The organism is Pseudomonas sp. P110(2024) (genome assembly GCF_057480795.1).
The window spans coordinates 72,068-97,993 of the sequence record NZ_JBLIYT010000012.1; the positions used below are offsets into that span (position 1 = coordinate 72,068).

Annotated in this window: 25 protein-coding genes, 1 pseudogene and 1 riboswitch; of the genes and pseudogenes, 17 read left to right on the forward strand and 9 right to left on the reverse strand. The window is 66.4% G+C overall.

Annotated features, from left to right (window positions below; translation table 11 throughout):
- Positions 1-15: 15 nt before the first annotated feature.
- Genes trxA through AC25ND_RS19655 form a run of 3 tightly spaced genes read right to left on the reverse strand, consistent with a single transcriptional unit; the run spans position 16 to position 2,032 of the window.
- Positions 16-888 (reverse strand): thioredoxin, encoded by an 873-nt coding sequence (gene trxA / locus AC25ND_RS19645; protein ID WP_486976533.1) that lies wholly within the window; start codon positions 886-888, stop codon positions 16-18.
- Positions 889-919: 31 nt separating this feature from the next.
- Complete coding sequence (locus tag AC25ND_RS19650) at positions 920-1,579, reverse strand: class I SAM-dependent methyltransferase (RefSeq protein ID WP_028690273.1); 660 nt, start codon at positions 1,577-1,579, stop codon at positions 920-922.
- Positions 1,580-2,032 (reverse strand): YbaY family lipoprotein, encoded by a 453-nt coding sequence (locus AC25ND_RS19655; RefSeq protein ID WP_028690274.1) that lies wholly within the window; start codon positions 2,030-2,032, stop codon positions 1,580-1,582.
- A 105-nt stretch (positions 2,033-2,137) separates the two neighbouring features.
- Between AC25ND_RS19655 and nrdR the strand changes: the two genes are divergently transcribed.
- The 12 genes from nrdR to AC25ND_RS19715 all read left to right on the forward strand — a co-directional run bounded on the left by nrdR (position 2,138) and on the right by AC25ND_RS19715 (position 10,833).
- On the forward strand, positions 2,138-2,602 hold the full coding sequence (gene nrdR / locus AC25ND_RS19660) for a transcriptional regulator NrdR (RefSeq protein WP_009685710.1): 465 nt from the start codon (positions 2,138-2,140) through the stop codon (positions 2,600-2,602).
- A 2-nt stretch (positions 2,603-2,604) separates the two neighbouring features.
- Positions 2,605-3,732, forward strand: a complete 1,128-nt coding sequence (ribD, locus tag AC25ND_RS19665; RefSeq protein ID WP_028690275.1) for a bifunctional diaminohydroxyphosphoribosylaminopyrimidine deaminase/5-amino-6-(5-phosphoribosylamino)uracil reductase RibD — start codon at positions 2,605-2,607, stop codon at positions 3,730-3,732.
- A gap of 41 nt (positions 3,733-3,773) precedes the next feature.
- On the forward strand, positions 3,774-4,439 hold the full coding sequence (locus tag AC25ND_RS19670; protein ID WP_028690276.1) for a riboflavin synthase: 666 nt from the start codon (positions 3,774-3,776) through the stop codon (positions 4,437-4,439).
- 18 nt (positions 4,440-4,457) lie between these two features.
- Positions 4,458-5,549 (forward strand): bifunctional 3,4-dihydroxy-2-butanone-4-phosphate synthase/GTP cyclohydrolase II, encoded by a 1,092-nt coding sequence (ribBA, locus tag AC25ND_RS19675; protein ID WP_028690277.1) that lies wholly within the window; start codon positions 4,458-4,460, stop codon positions 5,547-5,549.
- Positions 5,550-5,640: 91 nt separating this feature from the next.
- Positions 5,641-6,117, forward strand: coding sequence for a 6,7-dimethyl-8-ribityllumazine synthase (gene ribH / locus AC25ND_RS19680; protein ID WP_003255395.1), 477 nt, complete (start codon positions 5,641-5,643; stop codon positions 6,115-6,117).
- Positions 6,114-6,614: a transcription antitermination factor NusB gene (gene nusB / locus AC25ND_RS19685; protein WP_028690278.1), complete on the forward strand. Its 501-nt coding sequence runs from the start codon at positions 6,114-6,116 to the stop codon at positions 6,612-6,614. Before ribH ends, nusB begins: the two co-directional genes overlap by 4 nt.
- A gap of 18 nt (positions 6,615-6,632) precedes the next feature.
- On the forward strand, positions 6,633-7,589 hold the full coding sequence (gene thiL / locus AC25ND_RS19690) for a thiamine-phosphate kinase (RefSeq protein WP_486976534.1): 957 nt from the start codon (positions 6,633-6,635) through the stop codon (positions 7,587-7,589).
- Complete coding sequence (locus AC25ND_RS19695) at positions 7,586-8,089, forward strand: phosphatidylglycerophosphatase A family protein (RefSeq protein WP_023632630.1); 504 nt, start codon at positions 7,586-7,588, stop codon at positions 8,087-8,089. Before thiL ends, AC25ND_RS19695 begins: the two co-directional genes overlap by 4 nt.
- Positions 8,090-8,105: 16 nt before the next feature.
- Entirely contained in the window at positions 8,106-8,843 is a 738-nt protein-coding gene (locus tag AC25ND_RS19700; protein WP_028690280.1) for a substrate-binding periplasmic protein, read from the forward strand.
- Positions 8,844-8,987: 144 nt separating this feature from the next.
- Entirely contained in the window at positions 8,988-9,605 is a 618-nt protein-coding gene (ribA, locus tag AC25ND_RS19705; protein ID WP_028690281.1) for a GTP cyclohydrolase II, read from the forward strand.
- Complete coding sequence (locus AC25ND_RS19710) at positions 9,602-10,021, forward strand: hypothetical protein (protein ID WP_028690282.1); 420 nt, start codon at positions 9,602-9,604, stop codon at positions 10,019-10,021. Before ribA ends, AC25ND_RS19710 begins: the two co-directional genes overlap by 4 nt.
- Entirely contained in the window at positions 10,021-10,833 is an 813-nt protein-coding gene (locus AC25ND_RS19715) for a cobalamin-binding protein (RefSeq protein WP_463402180.1), read from the forward strand. The genes AC25ND_RS19710 and AC25ND_RS19715 overlap by 1 nt, the downstream gene beginning before the upstream one ends.
- Here AC25ND_RS19715 and AC25ND_RS19720 read toward each other — a convergent pair.
- The 4 genes from AC25ND_RS19720 to AC25ND_RS19735 form a co-directional block, all read right to left on the reverse strand.
- Positions 10,811-12,700: a TonB-dependent receptor plug domain-containing protein gene (locus AC25ND_RS19720; protein ID WP_486976535.1), complete on the reverse strand. Its 1,890-nt coding sequence runs from the start codon at positions 12,698-12,700 to the stop codon at positions 10,811-10,813. The genes AC25ND_RS19715 and AC25ND_RS19720 overlap by 23 nt on opposite strands.
- A gap of 76 nt (positions 12,701-12,776) precedes the next feature.
- Positions 12,777-14,672, reverse strand: a complete 1,896-nt coding sequence (dxs, locus tag AC25ND_RS19725; protein ID WP_028690285.1) for a 1-deoxy-D-xylulose-5-phosphate synthase — start codon at positions 14,670-14,672, stop codon at positions 12,777-12,779.
- Positions 14,673-14,907: 235 nt separating this feature from the next.
- A complete protein-coding gene (gene ispA / locus AC25ND_RS19730) occupies positions 14,908-15,795 on the reverse strand; it encodes a (2E,6E)-farnesyl diphosphate synthase (RefSeq protein ID WP_069016307.1) in 888 nt (295 codons plus the stop codon).
- Positions 15,792-16,034 carry an exodeoxyribonuclease VII small subunit gene (locus tag AC25ND_RS19735; protein ID WP_028690287.1) on the reverse strand — a complete coding sequence of 81 codons (243 nt, stop codon included), beginning with the start codon at positions 16,032-16,034 and terminating at the stop codon, positions 15,792-15,794. The genes ispA and AC25ND_RS19735 overlap by 4 nt, the downstream gene beginning before the upstream one ends.
- A gap of 220 nt (positions 16,035-16,254) precedes the next feature.
- Between AC25ND_RS19735 and AC25ND_RS19740 the strand changes: the two genes are divergently transcribed.
- The 3 genes from AC25ND_RS19740 to AC25ND_RS19750 are packed head-to-tail and all read left to right on the forward strand — an operon-like array spanning position 16,255 to position 19,988.
- Positions 16,255-17,670, forward strand: coding sequence for an MBOAT family O-acyltransferase (locus tag AC25ND_RS19740; protein ID WP_232853696.1), 1,416 nt, complete (start codon positions 16,255-16,257; stop codon positions 17,668-17,670).
- Complete coding sequence (locus AC25ND_RS19745; protein WP_062361901.1) at positions 17,657-18,793, forward strand: SGNH/GDSL hydrolase family protein; 1,137 nt, start codon at positions 17,657-17,659, stop codon at positions 18,791-18,793. The genes AC25ND_RS19740 and AC25ND_RS19745 overlap by 14 nt, the downstream gene beginning before the upstream one ends.
- Position 18,794: 1 nt before the next feature.
- The gene (locus AC25ND_RS19750; RefSeq protein ID WP_062361904.1) at positions 18,795-19,988 is read left to right on the forward strand and encodes an SGNH/GDSL hydrolase family protein; all 1,194 of its coding nucleotides are present in this window, start codon (positions 18,795-18,797) and stop codon (positions 19,986-19,988) included.
- 63 nt (positions 19,989-20,051) lie between these two features.
- Here AC25ND_RS19750 and ribB read toward each other — a convergent pair whose 3' ends face one another.
- Both ribB and rtcR read right to left on the reverse strand, forming a co-directional pair.
- Positions 20,052-20,702 (reverse strand): 3,4-dihydroxy-2-butanone-4-phosphate synthase, encoded by a 651-nt coding sequence (gene ribB / locus AC25ND_RS19755; protein ID WP_028690291.1) that lies wholly within the window; start codon positions 20,700-20,702, stop codon positions 20,052-20,054.
- 80 nt (positions 20,703-20,782) lie between these two features.
- Positions 20,783-20,924, reverse strand: a riboswitch (FMN riboswitch).
- Positions 20,925-20,960: 36 nt separating this feature from the next.
- Entirely contained in the window at positions 20,961-22,544 is a 1,584-nt protein-coding gene (gene rtcR / locus AC25ND_RS19760; RefSeq protein ID WP_486976536.1) for an RNA repair transcriptional activator RtcR, read from the reverse strand.
- A gap of 1,226 nt (positions 22,545-23,770) precedes the next feature.
- Here rtcR and AC25ND_RS19765 point away from each other — a divergent pair.
- Together AC25ND_RS19765 and AC25ND_RS19770 are read left to right on the forward strand one after the other, a co-directional pair.
- Positions 23,771-24,679, forward strand: a pseudogene (locus tag AC25ND_RS19765) (slipin family protein); the annotation flags it as partial.
- Positions 24,680-24,718: 39 nt separating this feature from the next.
- Positions 24,719-25,924, forward strand: a complete 1,206-nt coding sequence (locus AC25ND_RS19770) for an RtcB family protein (protein WP_069016302.1) — start codon at positions 24,719-24,721, stop codon at positions 25,922-25,924.
- Positions 25,925-25,926: the final 2 nt, after the last annotated feature.

Here is a 25,926-nt window from a genome sequence, read left to right on the forward strand (position 1 = left end):
GCAGCCCCAACAGCCTCAGAACAGCGCAGCGGACAGCTTGCGGCGATACAGGCTGACCAGCGGGTGAGCGTTGCCCAGTAGTTCGAACACCTGCAGCAGCGCCTTCTGCGGCAAGCCGTTCTCGTAGGCGCGGTTGCGCTGGAACAGCTTCAGCAGCCCCTCCATCGCGGCCTCGTACTGCTGGCGCGCCAACTGCTGGATGCACAGCTGGTAGGCCGCCTCGTCGTCCTGCGGGTTCTGCGCCAGGCGGCTCTTCAGCTCGGCGGCTTCCGGCAGGCTGGCGGCCTGGCGCAGGAAGGTCAGCTGGGCCTTGGCGCCGGCCAGGGCGGCCTTGTGCTCGTCGGTCTTGACCGCGTCGAGCACCACTTGGGCCTCGCCCAGCTCGCCCCGTTCGGCTAGGCAGCGGGCATAGAGGATCAGCGCCTCGGCATTGCTGTTGTCTTCACCCAGCAGCACCTGCAGCAGGGCTTCGGCTTCGCTGAAGCGGCTCTCGGCGAACAGCGCCTTGGCCTGCTCCAGCGGCGCGGCGGCGGGCGGCGCGGGCATCTGCACGTGGGGTTCGAGCATGGCGCGGATGGCCGACTCGGGTTGCGCGCCGGCGAAACCGTCGACCGGCTGGCCGTCCTTGAACAGCACCACGGTCGGCAGGCTGCGAATGCCGAACTGGGCGACGACATGCTGCTCGACGTCGCAGTTGATCTTGGCCAGCAGCAGCTCGCCCTGGTAGCCCTCGGCGATTTTCGCCAGCAGCGGCATCAGCGCCTTGCACGGCGCGCACCATTCGGCCCAGAAGTCGACCAGCACCGGCTTGTGGAAGGAGTTCTCGATGACCAGTTGCTGGAAGGTGGCATCGGTGGCATCGAAGATAAAGGGTGTTTCCTGGCTCATCGTGACTCTCGCAAATCCGTGAATACCCCCACTATAAGGGCTCGCGGCTGGCGTGGTACAGGCTGACCCGGCGGAATTCGTGCGGCTCGGCCAGATCAGGCAGGGTCAGCGCCTCGAGCACCCCGAGCGGGCGGTACAGCGGGTGGCTGAAATCGCGCACCCGCGAATCGGCCACCAGCGCCTGGCGACCTCGGCTGAGGAACTCGTCCAGCAGCGGCAGGTTGGCGCGGTCGTAGAGTACATCGGCGACCAGGATCAGGTCGAAGCGGTCGGCCTCGGCAAAGAAATCGCTGCTGTAGTTCAGCGTCACGCCGTTCAGCGCGGCGTTGGCACGGCAGGCGTCCAGGGCCAGCGGGTCGAGGTCGCAGGCCACTACCTCCCGCGCGCCGGCGCGGGCGGCGGCGATCCCGGCGATGCCGGAGCCGGCGCCGAAATCCAGCACGCGCTTGCCGCGCACCCATTGCGGATGCTCGGCCAGGTAGCGCGCCATGGCCAGGCCGCTGGCCCAGCAGAAGCTCCAGTAGGGCGGCTCCTCGAGAATGCGCCGGGTTTCCTCGCGGCTGAACTCACGGTCCATGTTCTGTTCATCGATCAACCAGAGTTTCAGGTCGCACCCAGGCAGTTCGCTGACGATCAGGCGCGCTTCGCCGATCAGGCCGCTCAGGGCCTGTCGCAGGGTTGGCGGGGCCATCTAGGGTGCCTTTTCGAAACGCAGCGGACCGGTGGCCTGGGTTTGGGCCTGGGCAATGCGAACCGGCGGCAGGTGCAGGATCAGCTGGCCGGAGCGGCTGGCACGGCCGCGCAGTTCGACCCGGGCGCCGGCGGGGAAGGCTTCGGGGTTGAAGCGCAGGCGGTAGGGCAGGGCCTGGCCGGTGCCGCTCAGGGTGCTGCTGGCCAGCAGTTGCTGGGGCCGGCCACGCTCATCGATCACCAGCAGGGCCAGCTCCACGTCAGCGCCTGCCGGGATTTCCAGCAGGGTGCCGCTCAACTCGCGCTGGTAGGCCGGCAGCGGGCCCAGGGGTTCGGTTTTCTTCGCCACCTTGGCCGGCACCGGGGCCGGGGCCTGTTCCGGCTTGGGGCGGTCGCTGCCGCAGGCGGCGAGCAGGGCGGCGCAACACAGCACGACGAGCGCTCGAGGGTGCATGAGGTAGTCCTTCACGGGCAGATTTGCATGGATGGTAAACCCTTTGGCTTGTCTTGCCAGTGCAATGCGCTACCATGGCCCTCCCTTTTTTTGTTGCCTGCCACCATGCACTGTCCGTTTTGCGGTGCCAACGACACCAAGGTCATCGACTCGCGTCTGGTCGCCGAGGGCGAACAGGTGCGTCGCCGGCGCGAATGCGTCGCCTGCGGCGAGCGCTTCACTACCTTTGAAACCGCCGAGCTGGTCCTGCCCCGGCTGATCAAGCAGGACGGCACGCGCCAGCCCTTCGACGAAGACAAGCTGCGCGCCGGCATGCAGCGCGCGCTGGAGAAGCGCCCGGTCAGCGTCGAGCGCCTGGAAGCGGCGCTGGCGCACATCAAGAGCCGCCTGCGTGCCACCGGCGAGCGCGAAGTGAAGTCGCTGGTGGTTGGTGAGATGGTGATGGCCGAGCTGCGCAAGCTCGACGAGGTGGCCTACATCCGTTTCGCCTCGGTCTACCGGCGCTTCCAGGACCTCGACGAATTCCGCGAAGAAATCGACCGCCTGGCCCGCGAGCCGGCTAAAGAGTAAGCATGTCCAGCCAAGCCATTCTCGACGCCCACTACATGGCCCGCGCCGTGGAACTGGCCCGCAAGGGCCTGTACAGCACCCACCCCAACCCCCGCGTGGGCTGCGTGATCGTGCGTGACGGCGAGGTGGTCGGCGAAGGCTGGCATGTGCGCGCCGGCGAGCCGCACGCCGAGGTCCATGCCCTGCGCCAGGCCGGCGAGCGCGCCCGCGGCGCCTGTGCCTACGTCACCCTCGAGCCCTGCAGCCACCATGGCCGCACGCCGCCGTGCGCCGATGCGCTGGTCAAGGCCGGGGTGGCACGGGTGGTGGCGGCCATGCAGGACCCCAATCCGCAAGTGGCCGGCAACGGCTTGCAGCGCCTGCGCGAGGCCGGCATCGAAGTCGCCAGCGGCGTGCTCGAGGCCGAGGCCCGCGCGCTCAACCCGGGGTTCCTCAAGCGCATGGAGCAGGGCCTGCCGTTCGTGCGCGCCAAGCTGGCGATGAGCCTGGACGGCCGCACCGCCATGGCCAGCGGCGAAAGCCAATGGATCACCGGCCCCGCGGCGCGTGCCGCGGTGCAGCGCCTGCGCGCCCGCTCCAGCGTGGTACTGACCAGCGCCGAGAGCGTGCTGTTCGACCAGGCCCGCATGACCGTGCGCGGCGAGGAACTGGGCCTGGATGACGCGCTCACCACTCTGGCCCTGTCGCGCCCGCCGTTGCGCGTGCTGGTCGACGGGCGCCTGCGCTTGCCACTGGACGCGCCCTTCTTCCAGGCCGGCCCGGCGCTGGTGGTGACCGCCGCTGGTGAAGACCCGCGCTATGCGGCCGCCGGTCATGAACTGATCAATCTGCCCGGTAGCGAGGGTCGCGTCGACCTGCCGGCACTGCTGCGCACCCTGGCCGGGCGCGGGGTCAACGAAATCCTGCTGGAGGCTGGCGCCGGCCTGGTCGGCGCCTTCGCCCGCCAGGGCCTGGTCGACGAGTACCAGCTGTTCGTCGCCGGCACCTTCCTCGGCTCCGACGCCCGCCCGTTGCTGGACTGGCCGCTGTCGAAAATGAGCGAGGCGCCGCGGCTGAAGATCACCGAAATGCGCGCGGTCGGCGATGACTGGCGAGTCACTGCCATCCCCCTGCCGCCCCCCGGCGTATAATGCCTGGCTTGCCTCGCGCAGCCCGTATCTAGGAGAACACCATGTTCACCGGCATCATCGAATCCATCGGCACCATCCGCAGCCTCACCCCCAAGGGCGGTGACGTGCGCGTCTACGTAGAGACCGGCAAGCTCGACCTGGGCGACGTCAAGCTCGGCGACAGCATCGCGGTCAACGGCGTGTGCCTGACCGCCGTCGAACTGCCCGGCGACGGCTTCTGGGCCGACGTCAGCGTCGAGACCCTCAAGCGCACCGCCATGGTCGATCTCAAGAGCGGCAGCCGGGTCAACCTGGAAAAGGCCCTGACCCCCACCACCCGCCTGGGTGGCCACTTGGTCAGCGGCCACGTCGACGGTGTCGGCGAGATCGTCTCGCGTGCCGATAACGCCCGCGCCATCCAGTTCCGCGTGCGCGCGCCCAAGGAACTGGCCAAGTACATCGCCCACAAGGGCTCGATCACCGTCGACGGCACCAGCCTGACGGTCAACGAAGTCGATGGCGCCGAGTTCGAGCTGACCATCGTCCCGCACACCCTGTCCGAAACCATCATGGCCGACTACCGCGCAGGGCGTCGGGTGAACCTTGAGGTCGACCTGCTGGCCCGTTACCTGGAGCGTCTGCTGCTGGGCGACAAGGCCGCCGAGCCGAGCAAAGGCAGTGGCATCACCGAAAGCTTCCTGGCCGCCAACGGCTTCTTGAAATCCTGATTGAGAAGGGGGTGCCGCGTGGCGCTCAACAGCATCGAAGAACTGGTCGAAGACATCCGCCAGGGCAAAATGGTCATCCTCATGGATGACGAAGACCGCGAGAACGAAGGCGACATCATCATGGCGGCCGAGTGCTGCCTGCCCGAGCACATCAACTTCATGGCCAAGCACGCCCGTGGCCTGATCTGCATGCCGATGACCCGCGAGCGCTGCGAAACACTGAAGCTGCCGCTGATGGCGCCACGCAACGGCTCGGGCTTCGGCACCAAGTTCACCGTGTCGATCGAGGCCGCCGAAGGCGTCACCACCGGCATCTCCGCCGCCGACCGCGCTCGCACCGTGCAGGCCGCTGCCGCCAAGGACGCCAAGGCCGAGGACATCGTCAGCCCCGGCCATATCTTCCCGCTGATGGCCCAGCCCGGCGGTACCCTGGCTCGCGCCGGCCACACCGAGGCCGCCTGCGACCTGGCGCGCATGGCCGGTTTCGAGCCGAGCGGGGTGATCTGTGAGGTGATGAACGACGACGGCACCATGTCGCGTCGCGCCGAACTGGAAGTGTTCGCTGCCGAGCATGGCCTGAAGATCGGCACCATCGCCGACCTGATCCACTACCGCATGATCCACGAGCGCACCGTGCAGCGCGTCTCCGAACAGCCGATCGAGAGCGAGCTGGGCCAGTTCAACCTGGTCACCTACCGCGACGCGGTGGAGGGCGACGTGCACATGGCCCTGACCCTGGGCAAGATCTGCGCCGAAGAGCCGACCCTGGTGCGGGTGCACAACATGGACCCGCTGCGCGACCTGCTGATGGTCAAGCAGCCGGGCCGCTGGAGCCTGCGCGCGGCCATGAGCGCCGTGGCCGAGGCCGGCAGCGGCGTGGTGCTGCTGCTGGGCCACCCGCTGGACGGCGACGTGTTGCTGGCGCATATCCGCGAGAGCGCCGGCGATACGCAGCCCAAGGCGCCGACCACTTACAGCACCGTCGGTGCCGGCTCGCAGATCCTGCGCGATCTCGGTGTGCGCAAGATGCGCCTGATGAGTTCGCCGATGAAGTTCAATGCGATATCCGGATTCGATCTGGAAGTTGTAGAATACGTGCCCTCCGAGTGACTTGAGGCGGCCTGATCGCCCCTAGACTCGAGTCAAAACCCTCCCGAGGCCGCCACAGCGCGGCCTCGCTCTTGAAGATGAGAACTCCGGAATGACCCTGAAGACCATCGAAGGTACCTTCATCGCCCCCAAAGGTCGCTATGCTTTGGTGGTTGGCCGCTTCAACAGCTTCGTCGTCGAAAGCCTGGTAAGCGGTGCAGTCGATGCCCTGGTACGCCACGGCGTCAGCGAAAGCGACATCACCATCATCCGTGCCCCGGGCGCGTTCGAAATCCCGCTGGTAGCGCAGAAAGTCGCCCAGCAGGGTGCTTATGACGCGATCATCGCCCTGGGCGCGGTGATCCGTGGCGGTACCCCGCACTTCGAATACGTGGCGGGCGAGTGCACCAAGGGCCTGGCCCAGGTGTCCATGGAGTTCGGTGTTCCGGTGGCCTTCGGCGTCCTGACCGTTGACTCCATCGAGCAGGCCATCGAGCGTTCCGGCACCAAGGCCGGCAACAAAGGTGCCGAAGCTGCCCTGTCGGCCCTGGAAATGGTCAGTCTGCTGGCGCAGTTGGAGGCCAAGTGATTAGCGACGAAAGCGATCGTTTCAACCCGCGCGATCCAAAACCTGCGGATGCCGGCAAGCCCTCGAAGAGCGCCAAGCGTCGCGAAGCCCGCAAGCTCGCCACGCAAGCGCTCTACCAGTGGCACATGGCCAAGCACTCGCTGAACGAAGTGGAAGCGCAGTTCCGGGTCGATAACGATTTCTCCGATGTCGACGGCGCCTACTTCCGCGAGATCCTGCACGGGGTCCCGGCGAAGAAGGTCGAGATCGACGAGGCGCTCAAGCCTTGCCTGGACACGCCGCTGGAAGAACTCGACCCGGTCGAGCTGGCCGTGCTGCGCCTGTCCACCTGGGAGTTCATGATGCGCGTCGATGTGCCGTACCGCGTCGTTATCAACGAAGGTGTGGAACTGGCCAAGGTCTTCGGCGCCACCGACGGCCACAAGTTCGTCAACGGCGTGCTGGACAAGCTGGCTCCGCGTCTGCGTGAAGCGGAAGTCAAGGCGAACAAGCGCTGATCGCGGCGCTGACCGGCCATGGGTGAGTTCGAGCTGATCCGTCACTACTTCGCCGCCGCGCCTTGTGCGCAGGGCGGCGAGGGCGTGGCCCTGGGGATCGGCGACGATTGTGCCCTGCTGGACCTGCCCGCCGGCGAGCAGCTGGCGATCTCCACCGACACGCTGGTGGCCGGTGTGCATTTCCCCGCCGTCTGCGATCCGCTGCTGCTGGGCCAGCGTTCGCTCGCCGTGGCGGCCAGCGACCTGGCGGCCATGGGCGCCACGCCCATCGGCTTCACCCTCGCTCTGACCCTGCCCGAATTCGGCCCGGACTGGCTGGCAGCCTTCGCCGATGGCCTCGGCCGCGTGGCCCACCGTTGCCGCATGACCTTGATCGGCGGTGACACCACCCGTGGGCCGCTGAGCATCACCGTGACCGTGTTCGGCCGGGTACCGACGGGCCAGGCCCTGCGCCGCAGCGGCGCGCAGCCGGGCGACCTGCTGTGCGTCGGCGGTTTTTTGGGCAACGCAGCGGGGGCCTTGCCGCTGGTGCTGGGCGAGCGCGAGGCGGCTGCCGAGGTGGCCGGTCCGCTGCTGGATCACTACTGGTCGCCCTTGCCCCAGCTGCAACTGGGCGAGCGCCTGCGCGGCCTGGCCACGGCGGCACTGGATATCTCCGACGGCCTGCTGGCCGACTGCGGGCATATCGCCAAGGCGTCCGGCGTTGCGCTGGAGGTGAACCTGTCGCTGGTCCCCGTGTCCGCACCTTTACAGGCTTTCCTTGGGCACGAGGCGGCAGTGCAGGCGGCGCTCACCGGTGGCGACGACTACGTGCTGGCCTTCACCCTGCCGGAAAGCGCACTGACCTCCCTGGCTCGCGAGGTTCACGTCATCGGCCGTGTGCTGCAAGGGCAGGGCGTGACCCTGCGTGACCCGCAGGGCCTGGACATCACCCCCGTACAGCGGGGCTATCAACATTTCAGGGAGACACCGTGACCGACCACCCCAACCAGGTGCCTGCGGAGTTCGTTCCGCCTTCGGTCTGGCGCAACCCGTGGCACTTCATCGCCTTCGGCTTCGGCTCCGGTACGTTGCCCAAGGCCCCCGGTACCTGGGGTTCGCTGGTGGCGCTGCCGTTCATCCCGCTGTGGCAGATGCTGCCCGACTGGGGCTACTGGCTGCTGCTGGGCATCAGCATGCTGTTCGGCGTGTGGCTGTGCGGCAAGGTGGCCAACGACTTGCGCGTGCACGATCACGAGGGCATTGTCTGGGACGAGATCGTCGGCATGTGGATCACCCTGTGGCTGGTGCCGGAAGGCTGGCAGTGGCTGCTGGCGGGGTTCCTGATGTTCCGCTTCTTCGACATCCTCAAGCCGTGGCCGATCCGCTGGGTCGATCGCCATGTGCATGGTGGGTTCGGGATCATGCTCGACGATATCCTGGCCGGCGTGTTCGCCTGGCTGGGCATGCAGGTTCTGGTGTGGGCGGTGGCCTGATACAGGGAGCGTTGCGATGGCCGTGAGGAGTGTGTTGCTGGCGTGGGTGCTGCTTTGCGCAGTGCCCGGTGTCATGGCCCAGGAGCAGCAGGTGCGCCTGGTCAGCGAGGAGTGGCTAGACTACACCAACGCCGATGGCAGCGGGCTGGCCTGGGACGTGCTGCGCAAGGTGTTCGAGCCGGCCGGCGTCAAGGTCAAGGTACTGAGCGCGCCGTACAGCCGCTCGGTCGGTCTGGTGAAGCGGGGCGAGGCCGATGCCTGGGTCGGCTCCTACAAGGAAGAGAACGACGACAATCTCTATCCGCGCTGGCATTTCGACATGGACCATATCTATGCCCTGGGCCTGGCGGGCAAGCCGCAGCCGACGCTGGACACCATCGGCCAGTACCGCCTGGCCTGGGTACGTGGCTATGACTACGCCAGCTACCTGCCGAACGTGCACAATTTCCGCGAGGTCCAGCGCCGCGAAGGGATCCTGCCCATGCTTGAGCATGACCGGGTGGATTTCTACGTCGATGCGCAGACCGAGGTCGAATATGTGCTCGGACAGGCGCCCGAGCCCCAGCGTTTTCGCAGCACCCACGTCGCCGAGCTGCCGCTGTACCTGGCCTTCACCCGCAGTGCCCAGGGCGAGGCCCTGCGTGACCTGTTCGACCGGCGCATGGCGCAACTGGTCCGTAGTGGCGAGCTGAAGCCGATCTTCGAGCGTTGGAAGCAGCCGTATCCGTTTACCAGCGATAGTCAGCCTCACTGAGTAGCGGGGCGTTAGAGCAGGCGTCAGCAACACCATAAGCATCGAACTTTTCGATCTTAAGCCACCCTATTCCTCCTGCGCACCTGCGCCGGGCTGCTGATACAATCGGCCGATCTGAAAAATCCTACTACCCAGGAGCACAACGTGCCCGTCGTCTTTGTTGCCGCCTCTAAACTCCCGACTCCCTTTGCGACCTTCACCATGCATGGCTTCCTCGACGAAGCCACTGGCCGCGAGCACGTGGTGCTCAGCCTGGGTGACATCGCGGACGGCGAGCCGGTGCTGGGGCGCCTGCATTCCGAGTGCCTGACCGGCGATGCGCTGTTCAGCCAGCGCTGCGACTGCGGCTCGCAACTCGAAGCCGCGTTGCAGGCCATCGCCCGCGAAGGCCGTGGCGTGCTGCTGTACCTGCGCCAGGAGGGCCGTGGCATTGGCCTGCTGAACAAGATCCGCGCCTACGAACTGCAGGACGGCGGCGCCGACACCGTCGAGGCCAACGAGCGCCTGGGCTTCGCCGCTGACCAGCGCGACTACGCCATGTGCCTGCCGATGCTCGAGCACCTGGGTGTGAAGTCGCTGCGTCTGATGACCAACAACCCGCGCAAGGTCAAGGCGCTGACCGACATGAACATCAAGGTCTCCGAGCGCGTGCCGCTGCATACCGGTCACAATCCGCACAACCGTCTGTACCTGGCCACCAAGGCCGACAAGCTCGGTCACATGATGGGCAACAAGCACCAGGGCGAGGTGCCCCAGGCGTGACCCGAGGCGAGGTGAAGCGCCGGCTGGCCCTGGCCTGGTGGCAGTACCTGGCCGTGGGCCTTATGCCACTGCCGATAATGGCCTGGGCGTTCGGCGGGGGAGAGCCGCTGATTCCGGTGCTGGCCATGCCCTTGTTCATCGCCGGAGCCGCGACCATGTTCCTCAGCCTGCCGCGCTTTGGCGCCTACAAGCGGGCGTTGATCGCCACCGACAAGCAGTTGGGCTCGCCGGACGAACCCGGTGCCTGGATCGAGCTGGCGCGGGTCAGGCGCCTGGCCATGCTGTTCGCCTGCTTCCCGGCCTGGGTCGCGGCGCTGTCGGTGCTGGTCGGGCTGGAGGCGGTGCCGCAGATCCTCCTTGCCCTGTCCACCTTGGTGGTGCTGTACCTCTACCGTATCCCGCGCCAGCTCGGCTGATGCGGGCGTTTCTCGCCTCCCTCGCATTGTTGTGCCTCGGTACCCTGGCCGAGGCCGGGCCGCGGGTGGTCAGCCTGGCGCCGTCGATGACCGAGATCGTCCTCGAACTGGAGGCCGGCGACCTATTGGTGGGCGTGCTGGACGCGGGTGAGCGTCCGCCGAGCCTTCAGGCCCTGCCCTCGGTCGGGCGCCATGGCCAGCTGGACATGGAGCGCCTGCTCAGTCTCAAGCCTGACCTGCTGCTGCTCTGGCCCGGCAGTGTCGCGCCGGCCCAGCGCGACCAGCTCAAGCGCCTGGGTATCGCCACGTTCAGCGGCGAGCCCGGCGACCTCGACCAGTTGATCGAGCAGATCGAAGCCATCGCCCGGCGCCTTGGGCGGGACGAGCGGGGCCATGCCTATGCCGCCGGCCTGCGTGAGCGACTACAAGCGCTGCGGGAACGCTACCGGCGCGACACGCCGCTGCGGGTGTTCTACCAGGTCTGGGACAATCCGCTGTACACCCTGGGCGGGCGCCAGGTGGTCAGCGATGCCTTGCGCGTCTGCGGGGCGCGCAATGTGTTCGACGACCTGACCCAACCCGCGCCACAGGTCAGCGTGGAGTCGGTGCTGCTGCGCAATCCCGAGGTGATCCTGGCGGGTGACGCGGCGCAGCTGGCCAGCTGGCGTCGCTGGCCGCAGATGAGCGCCGTGCAGGAGGAAGGCTTGCTGGTGGTACCGGACAAGGGCCTGGAGCGGCCCAGCGGGCAGATGATTGAGGCCACCGCCCGGTTGTGCGCGCTGCTGGAGGCTAAAGGGTCGGGGTCCAGGTAAGGCTCACCAGCCAGGTGCGGCCTTCTTCACGATAGCCGTACTGGCTGCCGTCGAAGCTGTACAGGGCACGGCTGTATTGCTTGTCCAGCAGGTTGTCCAGCTTCAGCTCCAACCTCACCTCGTCCGTCAGGACCATGCCGCCGCGCAGGCCGAGTAGTCCGTAGCCACCGATGCGATTGTTGTTGGATGGATCGTCGTAGCTGCCGCTGACGGCTTGCCAGCTCGCGCCCACGTTGAAGCGTTCGAACTGACGGTCCAGGTCCAGGCTCAATGTGCGCCGAGCGCGCCGTTGCAAGGTATGGCCGGTTTCACGATCTCGCGGATCGATCATGCTCAGGCCCAACTGAGAGGTCCAGCCGGCCCACTCCTGCATGAGCGACAGTTCCAGGCCGTTGATGCGTGCATTGTCGACATTGCCGGGGCGCCTGCGGGCGGGGTCGTAGTTGATCGCGTCGCGCAGGTCGGTGCGATACAGCGAGGCCTCCAGTCGGGTATGGCTGGCCAGTTGGCTGCGCCATTGCAGCTCGTAGCTTTTCGAGTGCTCGGGACGCAGGTCCGGGTTGCCGTACTGTACGTCATACAGGTCGTTGAAGGTCGGGGCACGGAACCCCTCGCTGTAGGACACCAGCACATCGTTGCGTGGATTTAAGGGGGCGGTGAGGCTGGCATTCCAGGTGGTCTGCTCGCCGTACTGCTGGTTGCGGTCATGACGCACGCCGAGCTCGCTCGAGAAGCGTTCCCCCGCGAAACGGTACTGGGCGAAAGCGGCGCGGTTCCAGCGGCTGTCCTCGCTGAAGCTCGCCGTGCCGTGGAAGCGGTCCTGATACCAGTCGCCACCCAGCATCAGCTGGTTGCGCTCGTCCAGGGCAAACTCGTTCTGCCAGGTGACCTGATCACGGTAGGTGTTGTAGATGAAGCGCTGGTCGCTGAGCTTGTCGCGTTTGTCGTCGCGGTTTTCGCTGTGGCCCAGTTCCAGCCTGGAGTGCCAGGTGTCGTTGAGCTGGGCGTCGAACCAGGAGCCAAGACTGCTGACACTGAAGTCGGTATAGGGTTGCTGTGGATAACTCAGCCAGGTGACCTCATCCAGCCGTCCATACGGATTGTCGTATTCACTGCGCCCACGGCTGTCGAGCAGATTCAAGCCCGCCTCGAAACGCTCGTTGAAGGTATGGCTCAAGCTCAGGTTGAGAGAGCGATTGCGATAGGCGTCATGGTCGCCATCGCTGGCGTGCGACGGCCCGGTCGAATCGATGCCGGCGGTCTCGTCCAGGCTGGCGCCGAGGTTGAAGCGGGTCGTGTCGTCGCCACCCGACAGCCCCAGGCTGCGTTGCCAGGTCTGATTGCTGCCAGCGGCCAGGCGCAGGCGCGGTTGCAGGCCCGGGGCGCCGCCACGACGGGTGAAGATCTGGATTACCCCACCAATGGCGTCGCTGCCGTAGACCGCCGAGCGCGAGCCGCGCAGCACTTCCACACGTTCGATCTGGTCGACGTCGAGAAACTGCAGGCCACTGTCGCCAGAGGTGGCATTGGCGATGCGCACGCCGTCGACCAGCACCAGGGTCTGGGCAGCCTTGGTGCCGCGGATGAAGATCCCGGGCAGGCTGCCGCGACCGCCGGTGGGCGCAACCTGCACGCCGGGGACACGGGCGAGCAGGTCGGTGACACCGCTCGGCTGCAGGCGGTCGATATCGGCACGGGTGAACACTGTGTTGGCGGCGCTGGTGGCGGTGCGTGACTCGACCTGGCGGCTGGCGCTGATCAGCACGTCGGGAAGCTTCAGGGCGTCATCGCGGGAGGGTTCGGCGGCCAGGGCGCTGGCGGGGAGGCAGAGCAGGAAGAAGGCGCGGATCTTCATGGGCAGTTCCATTGCGATCGCGGGACAAACCCGCTCCCACGACGACCAGACAGGCCTCGTGGGAGCGGGCTTGCCCCGCGATCGGTTTTTACAGGCCGAGCTTGGTCATGCGGGCAGTGACGGCCGCCTGTATACCAGCCACATCCAACCCACATTCAGCCAGCATCTGCGCAGGCTTGGCATGTTCGACATAGATGTCCGGCAGGCCCAGGTGCAGCAGCGGCTTGACCACGCCCTCGCGGGCCAGGAACTCGCCGACGGCAGCGCCGGCGCCACCCATGATGGCGTTCTCCTCGATGGTCACCAGCAGCTCATGGCTGGCGGCCATCTCCAGTACCAGGGCCTCGTCCAGCGGTTTGACGAAACGCATGTCGACCACGGTGGCGTCGATCTGCTCGGCCACCTGCAGGGCCTCGGCCAGTTGCACGCCGAACACCAGCAGGGCGACCTTGCCGCCCTGGCGACGGACCACGCCCTTGCCGATCTCCAGCGGCTCGAGGTCGCCGCTGATCGGTGCATTCGGGCCGGTGCCGCGCGGGTAGCGCACGGCGGCCGGGCCCTTGTAGTGGTGGCCGGTGCTGAGCATCTTGCGCAGCTCGTTCTCGTCGCTGGGGGTCATCACCAGCATGCCGGGGATGCAGCGCAAGTAGGAGAGGTCGTAGGCGCCGGCGTGAGTCGGGCCGTCCTCGCCGACCAGGCCGGCGCGGTCGATGGCGAACAGCACATCGAGGTCCTGCACCGCCACATCGTGAATCAGTTGGTCGTAGGCGCGCTGCAGGAAGGTGGAGTAGATCGCCACCACCGGCTTGGCGCCTTCGCAGGCCATGCCCGCGGCAAAGGTCACCGCGTGCTGTTCGGCGATGGCGACGTCGAAGTAGCGCTCGGGGTAGCGTTCGCTGAAGTCGACCAGGTCCGAGCCTTCCTTCATCGCCGGGGTGATGCCCACCAGGCGGTTGTCGGCGGCGGCCATGTCGCACAGCCACTGGCCGAACACGGCGGAATACTTCGGCCCGCTGGCCTTCTTCGGCGCCACCGGCTTGTCGGCCGGCTCCAGCTTGGTGATCGCGTGGTAGCCGATCGGGTCGACCTCGGCCGGGGCGAAGCCCTTGCCCTTCTTGGTGACCACATGCAGGAATTGCGGACCCTTGAGGTCGCGCATGTTGCGCAGGGTGGCGATCAGGGTCGGCAGGTCGTGGCCGTCGATCGGGCCGATGTAGTTCCAGCCCAGTTCCTCGAACAGGGTGCCGGGCACCAGCATGCCCTTGGCGTACTCTTCGGTGCGGCGGGCGATCTCCCAGGCCCCGGGCAGGCGCGACAGCACTTTCTTGCTGCCTTCGCGCATGCTGGCATAGGTGCGGCTGGAGAGGATCTTGGCCAGGTAGTTGGACAGGCCGCCGACATTGCGCGAGATCGACATGTCGTTGTCGTTGAGGATGACCAGCATGTCGGCATCCACTTCCTGGGCGTGGTTCAGCGCCTCGAAGGCCATGCCGGCGGTCAGTGCGCCGTCGCCGATCACGGCGATCGACTTGCGTGGGTCGTTCTGCAGGCGGGCGGCGATGGCCATGCCCAGGGCGGCGCTGATCGAGGTGCTGGAATGACCGACGCCGAAGGTGTCGTATTCGCTCTCGCTGCGGCGCGGGAAGGCGGCGATGCCGTCCTTCTGGCGCAGGCTGAGCATGCGCTCGCGGCGACCGGTGAGGATCTTGTGCGGGTAGGCCTGGTGGCCGACGTCCCACACCAGCCGGTCATCCGGTGTGTCGAAGACGTAGTGCAGGGCGATCGTCAGCTCGATGACGCCCAGGCCCGCGCCAAAATGCCCACCGGTCTGACCGACGGTGTAGAGCAGCTCCTGGCGCAGCTCGTCGGCCAGGGTCTCCAGGTCGGCTTCGGCCAGCCGGCGCAGGCCGGCGGGCGTATCGGCGCGGTCCAGCAATGGCGTGACCGGGCGTTCGCGGGGGATCTCTTGAAACGTCGTGGGCATCAGGCGTGTCGTTATAGGTGTGAAGACGCGGCAGTTTACCCCATTGTAGGAAAAGCTGCCCATTCGGACGGGTGTATGAGGGCCACCGGTGCGGCAGATATCCTGTAGCAGCGGCCTTGTGTCGCGATAGGGCCGCACAGCGGCCCCGGCAATTTCTGCATTGATGCTGAATCTGGGGCTGCTTTGCAGCCCTTTCGCGACACAAGGCCGCTCCTACAGGGGGATGTGTCAGGCCTTAGTGGCGGCGCTCGACAATATAGCGGGCGAGCGCTCGCAACGGCTCAGCGTTGTCGCCGAAACCTGCCAACGCGGCCAGCGCCTGGTCGCGCAGCTCCAGGGCATAGGCCTTGGCCGCTTCCAGCCCGAGCAGCGCCGGGTAGGTCGGCTTGTCGCGGGCGATGTCGGCGCCCTGGCGCTTGCCCAGGGTGGCGGTGTCGCTCTCCACGTCAAGAATGTCGTCCTGCACCTGGAACGCCAGGCCGATGGCCTGTGCATAAGTCTGCAGGGCATCAAGCTGGGCCTGATCGGCGCGGGCGCTGGCCAGGGCGCCAAGGCGAACGCTGGCTTCGATCAGCGCGCCGGTCTTGTGCCGGTGCATGTACTCCAGGGCTTGCTGGTCCAGCTTGACGCCCACCGAGCCGAGGTCGATGGCCTGGCCGCCGACCATGCCGGCGGGGCCGGCGGCTTTGGCCAGGGCCTGGACCATCTGCAGGCGGATGGCGTCGGCCTGCGGGCTCAGGTGAGGGTCGAGCAGGGCACTGAAGGCCAGGCTCTGCAGCCCGTCGCCGGCGAGGATCGCACAGGCTTCATCGAACGCCTTGTGGGTGGTGGGCTGGCCGCGACGCAGGTCGTCGTCGTCCATCGCCGGCAAGTCGTCATGCACCAGCGAGTAGGCGTGGATCAGTTCCACCGCGCAGGCCGCGCCGTTGGCATGCTCGGCAGGCACACCGAAGGCTTCGCAGGCGGCATAGGCCAGCAGCGGGCGCACGCGCTTGCCGCCGTTCATCACGCTGTAGCGCATGGCGGCATAGAGGCGTTCGAGTTCCTTCGACGGTGCCTGGAACAACGGTTCGAGGGCGGCGTCGACCCGTGCCTGGGCGCTCTGCTGGTACTGGGCGATCATGCCTCGGGCTCCGCGTCGAACGGCTGGGCAGCCAGTTCGCCGTCACGCTCCAACAAGATCTGCACTTTCTGCTCGGCCTGGGCCAGGGCGCCCTGGCAATCGCGGGTCAGGGCGATGCCCTGCTCGAAGGCGGCCAGCGACTCTTCCAGCGACAGTTCGCCGTTCTCCAGGCGTTCGACCAGGGCTTGCAGGTCGGCGAGGGATTGTTCGAAATCGATGGAGGTTTTTTTGCGGGCCATGGCGACTGTCTCGGTGGCATTCAGAACGGCGCGACACTAGCAGAGCGGGGCAGGGGGAGCAAATTGCATGGGCCTATCGTTCGTCGCATTTTGTTGCACTTGTTCGGTGCGAGCCATCTTGCAATCGGCGATGCAATCGAATTGTGGGGGTGACGGCCCTCTGCCATAATCCGCGCGCTCTGGCCCGAGGGTCAGGGACCTTTCTTCCCGACGTCATGTAATGGACTACGTTGTGAGCTTCCTCTCGATCGAATTCGGCCTCTGTTTCACGCTGTTCTTCATTCTTTATTGGAGCCTGTGCTGGAGCGTGCGGTTGCAGAACCTGCTGCTGCTGACCGCCAGCTATGGCCTGGTGGCGAGCTTCAGCCTGCAGTCGTTGTACATCCTGCTGGGCTACAGCGCGCTGGTGTACCTGCTCGGCCTGCTGGCGGGGCGCTATCCCGGGCGCTGGTTCAGTCGCGTGCTGCTGCTGACCCTGGTGCTGGGCTGCTTCTACCTGTTCAAGTACCAGGAGTTCTTCGTCGGCGGCGCCCAGGGCGCCCTGGCGGCGGCCGGGTTCGAGGTGTCGCTGCCGCTGCTGGAAGTGCTGGTGCCGATCGGGCTGTCGTTCTATACCTTCCATTCGGTCAGCTACCTGGTGTCGATCAACCGCCGCGAACTGGCGCCGGCGGCGCCGCTGGACCTGGCCCTGTACCTGGCGTTCTTCCCCAGCCTGGTGGCCGGGCCGGTCAACCGTGCCCTGCACATGCTGCCGCAGATCCGTCCGCCGGCCATGCGCCAGGTGCTGGAGCCGCAGCGGGCGCTGGGGTTGATCGCGATGGCGGTGGTCAAGCTGTTCTTCCTCAGCGCCTGGCTGGGCAGCGAGTGGGTCGACCCGGTGTTCGACACCCCGGGCAGCGCCAGCCCCGAACAGGTGCTGTTGAGCGTGTACGGCTACAGCTTGCTGATCTACTTCAACTTCAGCGGCTACACCAACCTGGTCACCGGTATCGCCCTGCTGCTGGGCTTTCGCCTGCCGGACAACTTCGACGCGCCGTACGCCGCGCACAACCTCAAGGAATTCTGGGGGCGCTGGCACATCAGCCTGTCGCGCTTCATCCGCGACTACGTGTACATCCCGCTGGGCGGCAATCGCAAGGGCGCATGGCGCGGCAACCTGAACATGCTGCTGGCGATGCTGGTGTCCGGCCTGTGGCACGGGGCGAGCGTGAACTTCATCATCTGGGGCGCGCTGCATGGTGTCGGCCTGGCCATTTCCAAGCTGTTCAGCCAGTGGTTTCCGGGCTTCGCACGGCTGCCGGGCTCCGGCCTGCTGGCGCGCCTGATGACCTTCCACTACGTGGCCTTCGCCTGGATCTTCTTCCGCAGTCCGACGCTGGACGGCGCGCTTGAGATGCTCGGCGACATCGGCCAGCTGAGCCTGGCGGGGCTGAACAGCGCCACCGGCCTGATGCTGTTGGCCTGCGTGCTGTTCGTGGCCAGTTATCCACAGTGGCTGGCGCTGTTGCGCCAGAGTGGCGCGCTGTTCCAGCGTCTGCCGTGGCAGCTGTACCCGATCCCGCTCGGGGTCGGCGTGTCGCTGGTGATTTTCGCTTCGCAGTCGGGCGTGCCGGGGTTCATCTATGCAAGCTTCTGATAGCAAACAGCTGTTCCAGGTGCAGATGGGCGCCGCCCGTGGCTTGTATGCGATCGTGGTCACCACCGCATTGCTGTTCTGGCTGAACCAGGACTCGATCAAGCTCTACTGCCAGCAGAAATACCACCAGAGCTGCGAGATACCGCTGCTAGGCCAGATGCCGGCCTGGCGCATGGGTGCGCAGTTGACGGCCATGCTGGAGGCGCAGCGCGATAACCTGCTCGAGCAGTTGCTGCCCGCGGCGCAACTGGCCGAGGGGCCGGCGGTCGAGGTTCTGCCCGCACCGCAGCCGGTGGTCACGGTCGATCTGGAAACCCCGGCGGCCGTGGCCAAGCCGTTGCCACCGGTGTCGACGCCGGCGCATGTGCAGCCGACGCCTGCGCCGCTTCATGCGCCAGCCCCCGTCGTTGTCGCCCAGCCTGCGCCGCCCGCGCCTGCACCCGCATTGCTGCAGCCGGGTACCGTGGCCTCGCTGGCCGCTGGCGACGACGTGTTCCTGGTCGGTGACTCGCTGATGCAGGGCGTGGCGCCGCACCTGGCCAACAGCCTGCGCAAGCGCTACCAGATCCGCACCGTCAACCTCAGCAAGCAAAGCACCGGCCTTGCTTACCCGGGCTTCTTCAACTGGCCGAAGACCGTGGCCGACACCCTTGATCACGAACCGAACGTGCGCCTGATGGTGGTGTTCCTCGGCCCCAACGACCCGTGGGACATGCCCCAGGGCAAGGGCAAGCCGTTCCTGCGCTTCAAGTCGCCGGAGTGGGAGGTCGCCTACCGCGCCCGTATCGATTCGATCCTCGAGCAGGCCCGCGCGCACAACGTGCAGGTGATCTGGGTCGGGCCGCCGAACATGGAGAAGGCGCGATTGTCCACGGCCATGGGCTACCTCAGCGGGCTATACCAGGAGCAGACCGCGCTGTTCGGCCAGCACTATGTCTCGGCCAACCCGATCCTCGGCTACCCCGACGCCAACTTCTCGTATACGGTGCAGACACCGCAGGGCAAGCGGGTCAAGGTGCGGGTCGACGACGGCATTCATTTCACCATCACAGGCCAGAAGATGATCGCCGAACAGGTTCTGTCGCTGATCAGTTTTCCGGGCCTGACCGTTACAGGACATTGAGATGCGCCAATGGCATCACCTGCTGGGCCTGGCCCTGCTGATCAGCGCCGCGCCGGGTTGCAGCACCGGCGCCAACAGCGTGAGCGCCCAGCCCACGGCCCGGCCAGCCGCCGCGCCAGCCACCCGCCAGGACGGCAACCTGGCCTTGCTCGCCGGCAAGCTGCGCAATGCCGGCCGGGCGCCGGTCGCCATCGTCCAGCTGGGAGACTCGCATACCGCCGCCGACCTGTTCAGCGGCGAGCTGCGCAAGCTGTTGCAGGCGCGCTACGGCGACGGTGGCATCGGCCTGGTGCCGGCTTCGCCAGTGCCGGGGATCCGCAACGACCGGGTGATCATCAAGAGCGAGAAGCGCCAGTGGGAGCTGGTGTCGGCGCGCAACCAGCAGAGCTCGCAGTTTCCGTTGGGGGGCTACCTGTCGCTGCCGTTGGCCAATCGTGCCAGCGTGGTGCTGCAGGCGCGGGACGAGGATCGCCAGCGCTACAAGGTTTCGGCGCTGTACCAGTCGACCACCAGCGCCAGCCTCTTCGTCAATGGCGGCCAGCGCCGCGTGCTGCCGGCCAGCAATGGCCAGTGGCGCTTCAGTCCGGCCTACGCCAATGTCGGCCTGCCGGTGCAGTTGAGTGTCGAGGGCGGTCGGGGTGTCGCTTTGGGTGGCTGGTACATCCAGGGGCAGAAGCATGCCGGGGTGACCTACTCGGCGCTGGGCATCAACGGCGCGCGCCTGGACGTGGTGGACAAGTGGCAGCCGGGCTGGCGCGACAGCCTCAAGGTCGTGCGGCCTGACCTGGTGATCCTGGCTTACGGCACCAATGAAGCGTTCGACGACAAGCTCGACCTGGCGCTGTACCAGACGCAACTGGACGCGACCCTCACGGGCCTGCGCAAGGACCTGCCGCAGGCGGCGATCCTGCTGGTCGGTCCGCCAGACTCGATCAAGCAGCGCAAGGCGCGCAGCTGTGCGGCGCGCCAGCCGCAACCGCTGGCCTCGGTGATCCGTATCCAGAAGCAGATGGCGCACAAGCACAAGGCGCTGTTCTGGGATTGGCAAGGGTTCATGGGTGGGCCGTGCTCGATTGCCGGCTGGCAGGCAGGTGGGTTGGCGCGGCCGGATCTGGTGCACCTGACGGCTGATGGCTATCGCAAGAGTGCGGCGGGGTTGTACGAGTTTCTGAAGGGGCCGCTGGGGTTGCGTTGAGGCCTGGCCTCATCGCGGGGCAAGCCCGCTCCCACGCTGACCGGGGGCGGGCTTGCTCAGGTATCAGGCCGGCTCGGCCTGCAACTCGACCATCGTCTCGCGATAGCGCGCCAGTTCCTCGATGGTCAGCACCGGCAGGTTGTACTGCCGCGCATACACCGCCACCTGCTCGCCGCGGGCCATGCTGCCGTCGGGGTTCATCAGTTCGCACAGCACCGCCGCCGGGCGCAGGCCGGCCAGGCGGGCCAGGTCCACCGAGCCTTCGGTGTGGCCGCGGCGGGTCAGTACGCCGCCATCGCGAGCGCGCAGCGGGAACACATGGCCTGGGCTGACGATATGACGTTCCTGCGCGGTCGAGCGCAGCGCGGCTTCGATGGTGGTGATGCGGTCCTGTGCCGACACGCCGGTGCTGACCCCTTCGGCGGCCTCGATGGTGACGGTGAAGCCGGTGCCATGGCGGGCCTGGTTGTTTTGCACCATCGGCGCCAGCTGCAGGGCGTCGACGGTGGCTTCGTCCAGGCACAGGCAGACGATGCCGCTGCAGTCGCGGATCATCATGGCCATGGTCTGCAGCGAAAGGTTCTCGGCGGCGGCGACGATATCGGCTTCGTCCTCGCGGTCGTCGTCGTCGAGCAGCAGCACGGGGCGCCCGGCCTGGAAGGCGGCGATGGCGGCACTGACGTTGGGGAATTGCGTGTTGAGCATGGTGGACATGAAACGCTCCTCGTGAATGATCGATGAACGTCTCGGGGCGAACATAATGCGCGCGCAGGGGCGCCCGGACGGCCCCTGCCAAACGCCTTCTTTCATCCGGACTATGACCGTCGGCTCTGGAGTCGCACCAGATCTGCTGACCCCCGGCATGGCCGGGGCGCTCGCGGGCTCATCTTTCGATTTACCGCCGGTGGGGACTTTCACCCCGCCCTGAAGACCGGCCAAGCATACAGCACTGTGCCAGCGGGCTGGCAAGCCCTACGACTTTAGTTGCTGCCACTCCAGCCCGAAGCGGGCCAGGTACTTGCGCAGGCGGTCGGCGTCGTTGGGGTTGGCCTTCTCCTGACGCGATACCGCGAACAGCTGACGCCCGGCTTCTGACAGGCTCGGTGCGCGGCGGCAGACGTCGATCACCGCCTGTAACTGCACCTGGTCGAACAGGTCGAGTGCGCGGTCGGCCAAAAGTGGCTCGCTGGCCGACTCCAGGCCCCATGCATAGCGCAGCCGGGCAATCTCTTCCTCGACCATTTCCTCATCGATACGCCCGCTGTCGGCCAGGGTCGCCATGCGCGTGATCGACGCCGATAGCTCGCGGAAGTTGCCGGCCCAGCGGGCCTCGCCGGCATGGGCGAAAGCCAGGTAGCGGCGCTTGGCCTCGAGGTTGAAACGCACCTGACGCCCTTGTTCGCGGGCATGGCGCTGCAGTTCGAAATCGAGGTTCGGCTCGATGTCCTCGCGGCGTTCGGCCAGGCCGGGGAGGGCGAAGGTCCACAGGTTGATGCGGGCGAACAGGTCCTCGCGGAACGAGCCGTCGGCGACCTTGGCGCGCAGGTCGCGATGGGTGCCGGCGATCAGCTGGAAGTCGCTTTCCACTTCGCGGTCCGCGCCCAGCGGGAAGAAGCGTTTTTCCTCGATGGCCTTGAGCAGCATGGCCTGCTCATCAGCGCCCAGTTCACCGATCTCGTCGAGGAACAGCATGCCTCCGTCGGCGGCGCGCAGCAGGCCGTCGCGGGCGTTCTGGGCGCCGGTGAAGGCGCCCTTGGCGTGACCGAACAGGGTCGACATGGCACCGTCGCCGCGCAGGGTGGCGCAGTTCACTTCGATGAAGCGCCCGCCCAGCTGATGGCGCCCGCGCTTGAGCTCATGGACGCGGCGGGCCAGAAATGACTTCCCGGCGCCGGTCGGGCCGACTAGCAGCATGGGGGCCTTCGAGCGCAGGGCGACCCGCTCGATCTGTTCGATGGTGCGGTTGAAATCCTGGTTGCGCGTGGCGATACCGGACTTGAGCAGCGACTGCCCCTCGACCTGCTCGCGGCGAAAGCGCGAGGCGATCGGGTCGTAGCGCGACAGGTCGAGGTCGATCAGGGTGGCGATGCCGGCCGGGTCACTGTTTTCGTCCTGCTTGCGCGAGGGCGAGGTCTGTACCAGGCGCGCTGGCAGGTAGCGCGCCTCGGTGAGCAGGAACCAGCAGATCTGCGCGACGTGGGTACCGGTGGTGATGTGCACCAGATAGTCCTCGCGCTCGGTGTCGAAGGTATAGCCGCTGGCGAAGTCGTGCAGGGCGCCGTAGACCTCCTCGAAGTCCCACGGGTTGCGCAGCGCCAGCGGGTGCAGGCGCACTTCGGTGCCGGGCGAGACCTGCTGGATGTCGGCGCGAATCCGCTCGGCCAGGCCGAGGTCGCGGGCGCCGTGGCCGTGGATAAGTTCCAGGCGGTCCAGAGGCAGGTCGGCTTGCTGGCACAGGCCGATGGTTGGCCGCCAGCGGTTCCAGCGTGCGGCGCCCTTGCCGTTGCGGTCGAGGGTGGTACCGAGGAAGCCGATGGCGACGAGAGGCTTGCGCATCCTTGATTATCCTAAAAGATAAATTGCTATCCGATGATATACGAAAAAAGAATCTCCATGAGTGCTTGCAGTGGTGTGCAAATGAATAAGATAAAAATAATTCTATATAAAACAATAAGTTAAATAATCTTATCTATGCCAAATGAAAACCTGGCACGCCGCTCGCTATATCCCTCTCGACCGCATCGCCAGGCAGGCCCTCGGGAAAGGGGAACCCCCCGCCGGTGCACGTACCCACCTTCAGGTGTCGGTGTCGTGCATGCCGCCGCCGCAACGACCGGTCATTGCTGCGCTGGGCCCCTGGAAAGGCTGGCGCAGACGCTCGCCGGGCAAAGCCCCGGCACTACCCTCCTAAGGTAGCTGTAACCGCAACACCCGCCGGTGGGGCACAGGCAACGCAAGCAGGGCCAGGACGGCCCGTCACTGCGAAGGACGCCTGGCCCACCGCTGGCCCACCCGGCTCGCCGGCCGGGCTTGGCGCAACGAGGGTGGCCGCTGGAGCAACGCTCCCGGCCCCGGACTCCGCCAGGCTTCGCTCGCGACGCCCGCTGGGTTGGCGACCACCGGCAACCAAGGACATTGAACAAAGGATGAGCAAGATGAACATGTTGAAGCGCTTTGTAGTGAAGAAGAACGAACACGGCCTGTTGCTGAACGATGGCGATTTCGAGGCGATCCTCGAGCCGGGCCAGTACAAGCGTTTCGATTGGCAGGGGCGGCTGACGCTGAAGAACTGCCCCCAGGATTCCCCGCTGCACGACTATCCCCTCGAGCGCTATCTGCGCCAACATGAGCCGGCGTTGGTCGAGCAGTATTTCCTTACCCTGGACATGGCCGAAAACGAAGTGGGCCTGCGTTTCGAGGATGGTCAGTTGAAGGAACTGCTGGCAGCCGACAGCCGCCGCCTGCAATGGAAAGGCCCGACCCGGCAGAGCCTGACGCGGATCGACCTGGCCCAGGGGCGGCGCCTGGACGCCGAACTGCTGGCACGCCTGAACAAACCGGGAATCGCCGGCATGGACAACGTGCTGCTGGTGACGGTGCCGACCTTCAGTGTCGGTGTGCTGCGCATCGACGGTGTCGTGGTCGACCTGCTGCCGGCCGGGCAGCACGGCTTCTGGCGCTGTGGCGCCCAGGTGGTGGTGGACACGGTGGACACGCGTCGCCCGGTTTCGGACGTCAACGTCCGGGAGTTGCTCGCCCGTGGCATGGACCAGCACCTGGTGTGCATGGACCTGAGCGAGCATGAGGTCGGGCTGCGCTTCGAGGACGGCAAGCTGGTCGAAGTGCTGCCGCCGGACAGCCGCCGTGCCTACTGGAAAGACCAGGCCAGGCACGAGCTGCAACGTATCGACCTGACCCACGGCCAGTGCCTGGACGCCGAGTTGGTGACCCGCCTGAATCGTCCTGGAATCGCCGGCATGGACCATGTACTGCTGGCGCTGGTGCCGGCTTTCCATGTCGGCGTGCTGAAGATTGACGGCGTGGTGGCCGGTTTGCTCGAGCCCGGGCAGCATGGCTACTGGCGCTGCGGCAGCCAGGTAGCGGTGGAGATGGTCGACACCCGCCTGCAGGCGCTGGAGGTGAGCGGCCAGGAGATCCTCACCCGCGACAAGGTCAACCTGCGCCTGAGCCTGGTGGCCAACTGGCGTTATACCGACGTGCTCGGTGCCCATGGGCAGATGAGCAAGCCAGTTGAGCACCTGTACCGCGAGCTGCAGTTCGGCCTGCGTGCGGCGGTGGGTACCCGCACCCTCGATGAGCTGTTGGAGAACAAACAACTGATCGACGACAGCGTTACCGAGCACCTGCAGGCGCAGTTGCCGGGCAGTGGCCTGGAGGTGGGCAGCCTCGGGCTGCGCGACATCATCCTGCCGGGCGAAATGAAGACCCTGCTGGCGCAGGTGGTGGAGGCGGAAAAGGCCGCCCAGGCCAACGTGATCCGGCGCCGTGAGGAAACCCAGGCGACCCGTTCGCTGCTCAACACCGCCAAGGTGATGGAAGGCAACCCGACGGCCCTGCGCCTGAAGGAGCTGGAAACCCTGGAGCGGGTGGCCGAGCGCATCGACCGGATTTCGGTGTTCGGTGGTCTGGATCAGGTATTGAATGGAATGGTCAGCCTCAAGGCGGGTTGACCCTTTGCGACACGACGTAGCGCAACAAGGAACAAGGCAATGAACATACTCGAAGTGGCGGGCGGCAAGCCGATCAAACTGTGGACCGACGGCGTGCCGGTCGAGGACGACGCCCGCAAGCAACTGATGAACACGGCGAAGATGCCGTTCATCTTCAAGCACCTGGCGGTGATGCCGGATGTGCACCTGGGCAAGGGCTCGACCATCGGCAGCGTGATCCCCACCGTGGGCGCGATCATTCCGGCGGCGGTGGGCGTGGACATCGGCTGCGGCATGATCGCCGCCCGCACCTCGCTGCACGCCCGCGACCTGCCGGACAACCTGCACGGCCTGCGCACGGCCATCGAAAAAGCCGTGCCCCATGGCAAGACCTTCGGTCGTCGTGACCAGGGCGCCTGGGACAATGTGCCGAACCAGGCCGACCAGGTATGGAGCGGCCTGGCCGGGCGCTTCAAGGCGATCACCGACAAGCAACCGCGGCTGGAGAAGACCAACAACCGCCAGCACCTGGGGACACTGGGGGGCGGCAACCATTTCATCGAAGTTTGCCTGGACGAGGCCGACCGGGTCTGGTTCATGCTGCACAGCGGCTCGCGTGGTGTCGGTAACGCCATCGGCAACCTGTTCATCGAACTGGCACAGGCCGACATGCGCCAGCACATGGTCAACCTGCCGGACCGGGACCTGGCGTACTTCGAGGAAGGCAGCCGGCATTTCGCTGACTATGTCGAGGCGGTCGAGTGGGCGCAGGACTTCGCCCGGCACAACCGCGAGCTGATGATGCAGGCGGTGGTTGCCGCCACCCGAAAGGTGCTGGGCAAACCGTTCGAGGCCAGCCTCGAGGCGGTCAACTGCCACCATAACTATGTGCAGAAGGAGCAGCACTTCGGCCGCGAGGTGCTGGTGACCCGCAAGGGTGCGGTGTCGGCGCAGAAGGGCCAGTTGGGCATCATTCCCGGCTCCATGGGCGCCAAGAGCTTCATCGTCCGTGGTCTGGGTAACGAGGAGGCGTTCTGTTCGTGCAGCCACGGCGCGGGCCGGGTGATGAGCCGTACCAAAGCCAAGAGCCGCTTCACCGTCGAGGACCAGCAGCGTGCCACCGCCCATGTGGAGTGCCGCAAGGACAAGGATGTGATCGACGAGATCCCGATGGCCTACAAGGACATCGATGCGGTGATGCAGGCCCAGCGGGAGTTGGTCGAAGTGGTGCATACCCTGCGTCAGGTGGTGTGCGTGAAAGGTTGAAA

Bases quoted from the DNA above. Each gene is read 5' to 3' on its own strand.
- trxA (WP_486976533.1), bottom strand. From the start codon at position 888: ATGAGCCAGGAAACACCCTTTATCTTCGATGCCACCGATGCCACCTTC.
- AC25ND_RS19650 (WP_028690273.1), bottom strand. From the start codon at position 1,579: ATGGCCCCGCCAACCCTGCGACAGGCCCTGAGCGGCCTGATCGGCGAA.
- AC25ND_RS19655 (WP_028690274.1), bottom strand. From the start codon at position 2,032: ATGCACCCTCGAGCGCTCGTCGTGCTGTGTTGCGCCGCCCTGCTCGCC.
- nrdR (WP_009685710.1), top strand. From the start codon at position 2,138: ATGCACTGTCCGTTTTGCGGTGCCAACGACACCAAGGTCATCGACTCG.
- ribD (WP_028690275.1), top strand. From the start codon at position 2,605: ATGTCCAGCCAAGCCATTCTCGACGCCCACTACATGGCCCGCGCCGTG.
- AC25ND_RS19670 (WP_028690276.1), top strand. From the start codon at position 3,774: ATGTTCACCGGCATCATCGAATCCATCGGCACCATCCGCAGCCTCACC.
- ribH (WP_003255395.1), top strand. From the start codon at position 5,641: ATGACCCTGAAGACCATCGAAGGTACCTTCATCGCCCCCAAAGGTCGC.
- thiL (WP_486976534.1), top strand. From the start codon at position 6,633: ATGGGTGAGTTCGAGCTGATCCGTCACTACTTCGCCGCCGCGCCTTGT.
- AC25ND_RS19700 (WP_028690280.1), top strand. From the start codon at position 8,106: ATGGCCGTGAGGAGTGTGTTGCTGGCGTGGGTGCTGCTTTGCGCAGTG.
- AC25ND_RS19715 (WP_463402180.1), top strand. From the start codon at position 10,021: ATGCGGGCGTTTCTCGCCTCCCTCGCATTGTTGTGCCTCGGTACCCTG.
- AC25ND_RS19720 (WP_486976535.1), bottom strand. From the start codon at position 12,700: ATGGAACTGCCCATGAAGATCCGCGCCTTCTTCCTGCTCTGCCTCCCC.
- dxs (WP_028690285.1), bottom strand. From the start codon at position 14,672: ATGCCCACGACGTTTCAAGAGATCCCCCGCGAACGCCCGGTCACGCCA.
- ispA (WP_069016307.1), bottom strand. From the start codon at position 15,795: ATGATCGCCCAGTACCAGCAGAGCGCCCAGGCACGGGTCGACGCCGCC.
- AC25ND_RS19735 (WP_028690287.1), bottom strand. From the start codon at position 16,034: ATGGCCCGCAAAAAAACCTCCATCGATTTCGAACAATCCCTCGCCGAC.
- AC25ND_RS19740 (WP_232853696.1), top strand. From the start codon at position 16,255: ATGGACTACGTTGTGAGCTTCCTCTCGATCGAATTCGGCCTCTGTTTC.
- AC25ND_RS19745 (WP_062361901.1), top strand. From the start codon at position 17,657: ATGCAAGCTTCTGATAGCAAACAGCTGTTCCAGGTGCAGATGGGCGCC.
- AC25ND_RS19750 (WP_062361904.1), top strand. From the start codon at position 18,795: ATGCGCCAATGGCATCACCTGCTGGGCCTGGCCCTGCTGATCAGCGCC.
- ribB (WP_028690291.1), bottom strand. From the start codon at position 20,702: ATGTCCACCATGCTCAACACGCAATTCCCCAACGTCAGTGCCGCCATC.
- rtcR (WP_486976536.1), bottom strand. From the start codon at position 22,544: ATGCGCAAGCCTCTCGTCGCCATCGGCTTCCTCGGTACCACCCTCGAC.
- AC25ND_RS19770 (WP_069016302.1), top strand. From the start codon at position 24,719: ATGAACATACTCGAAGTGGCGGGCGGCAAGCCGATCAAACTGTGGACC.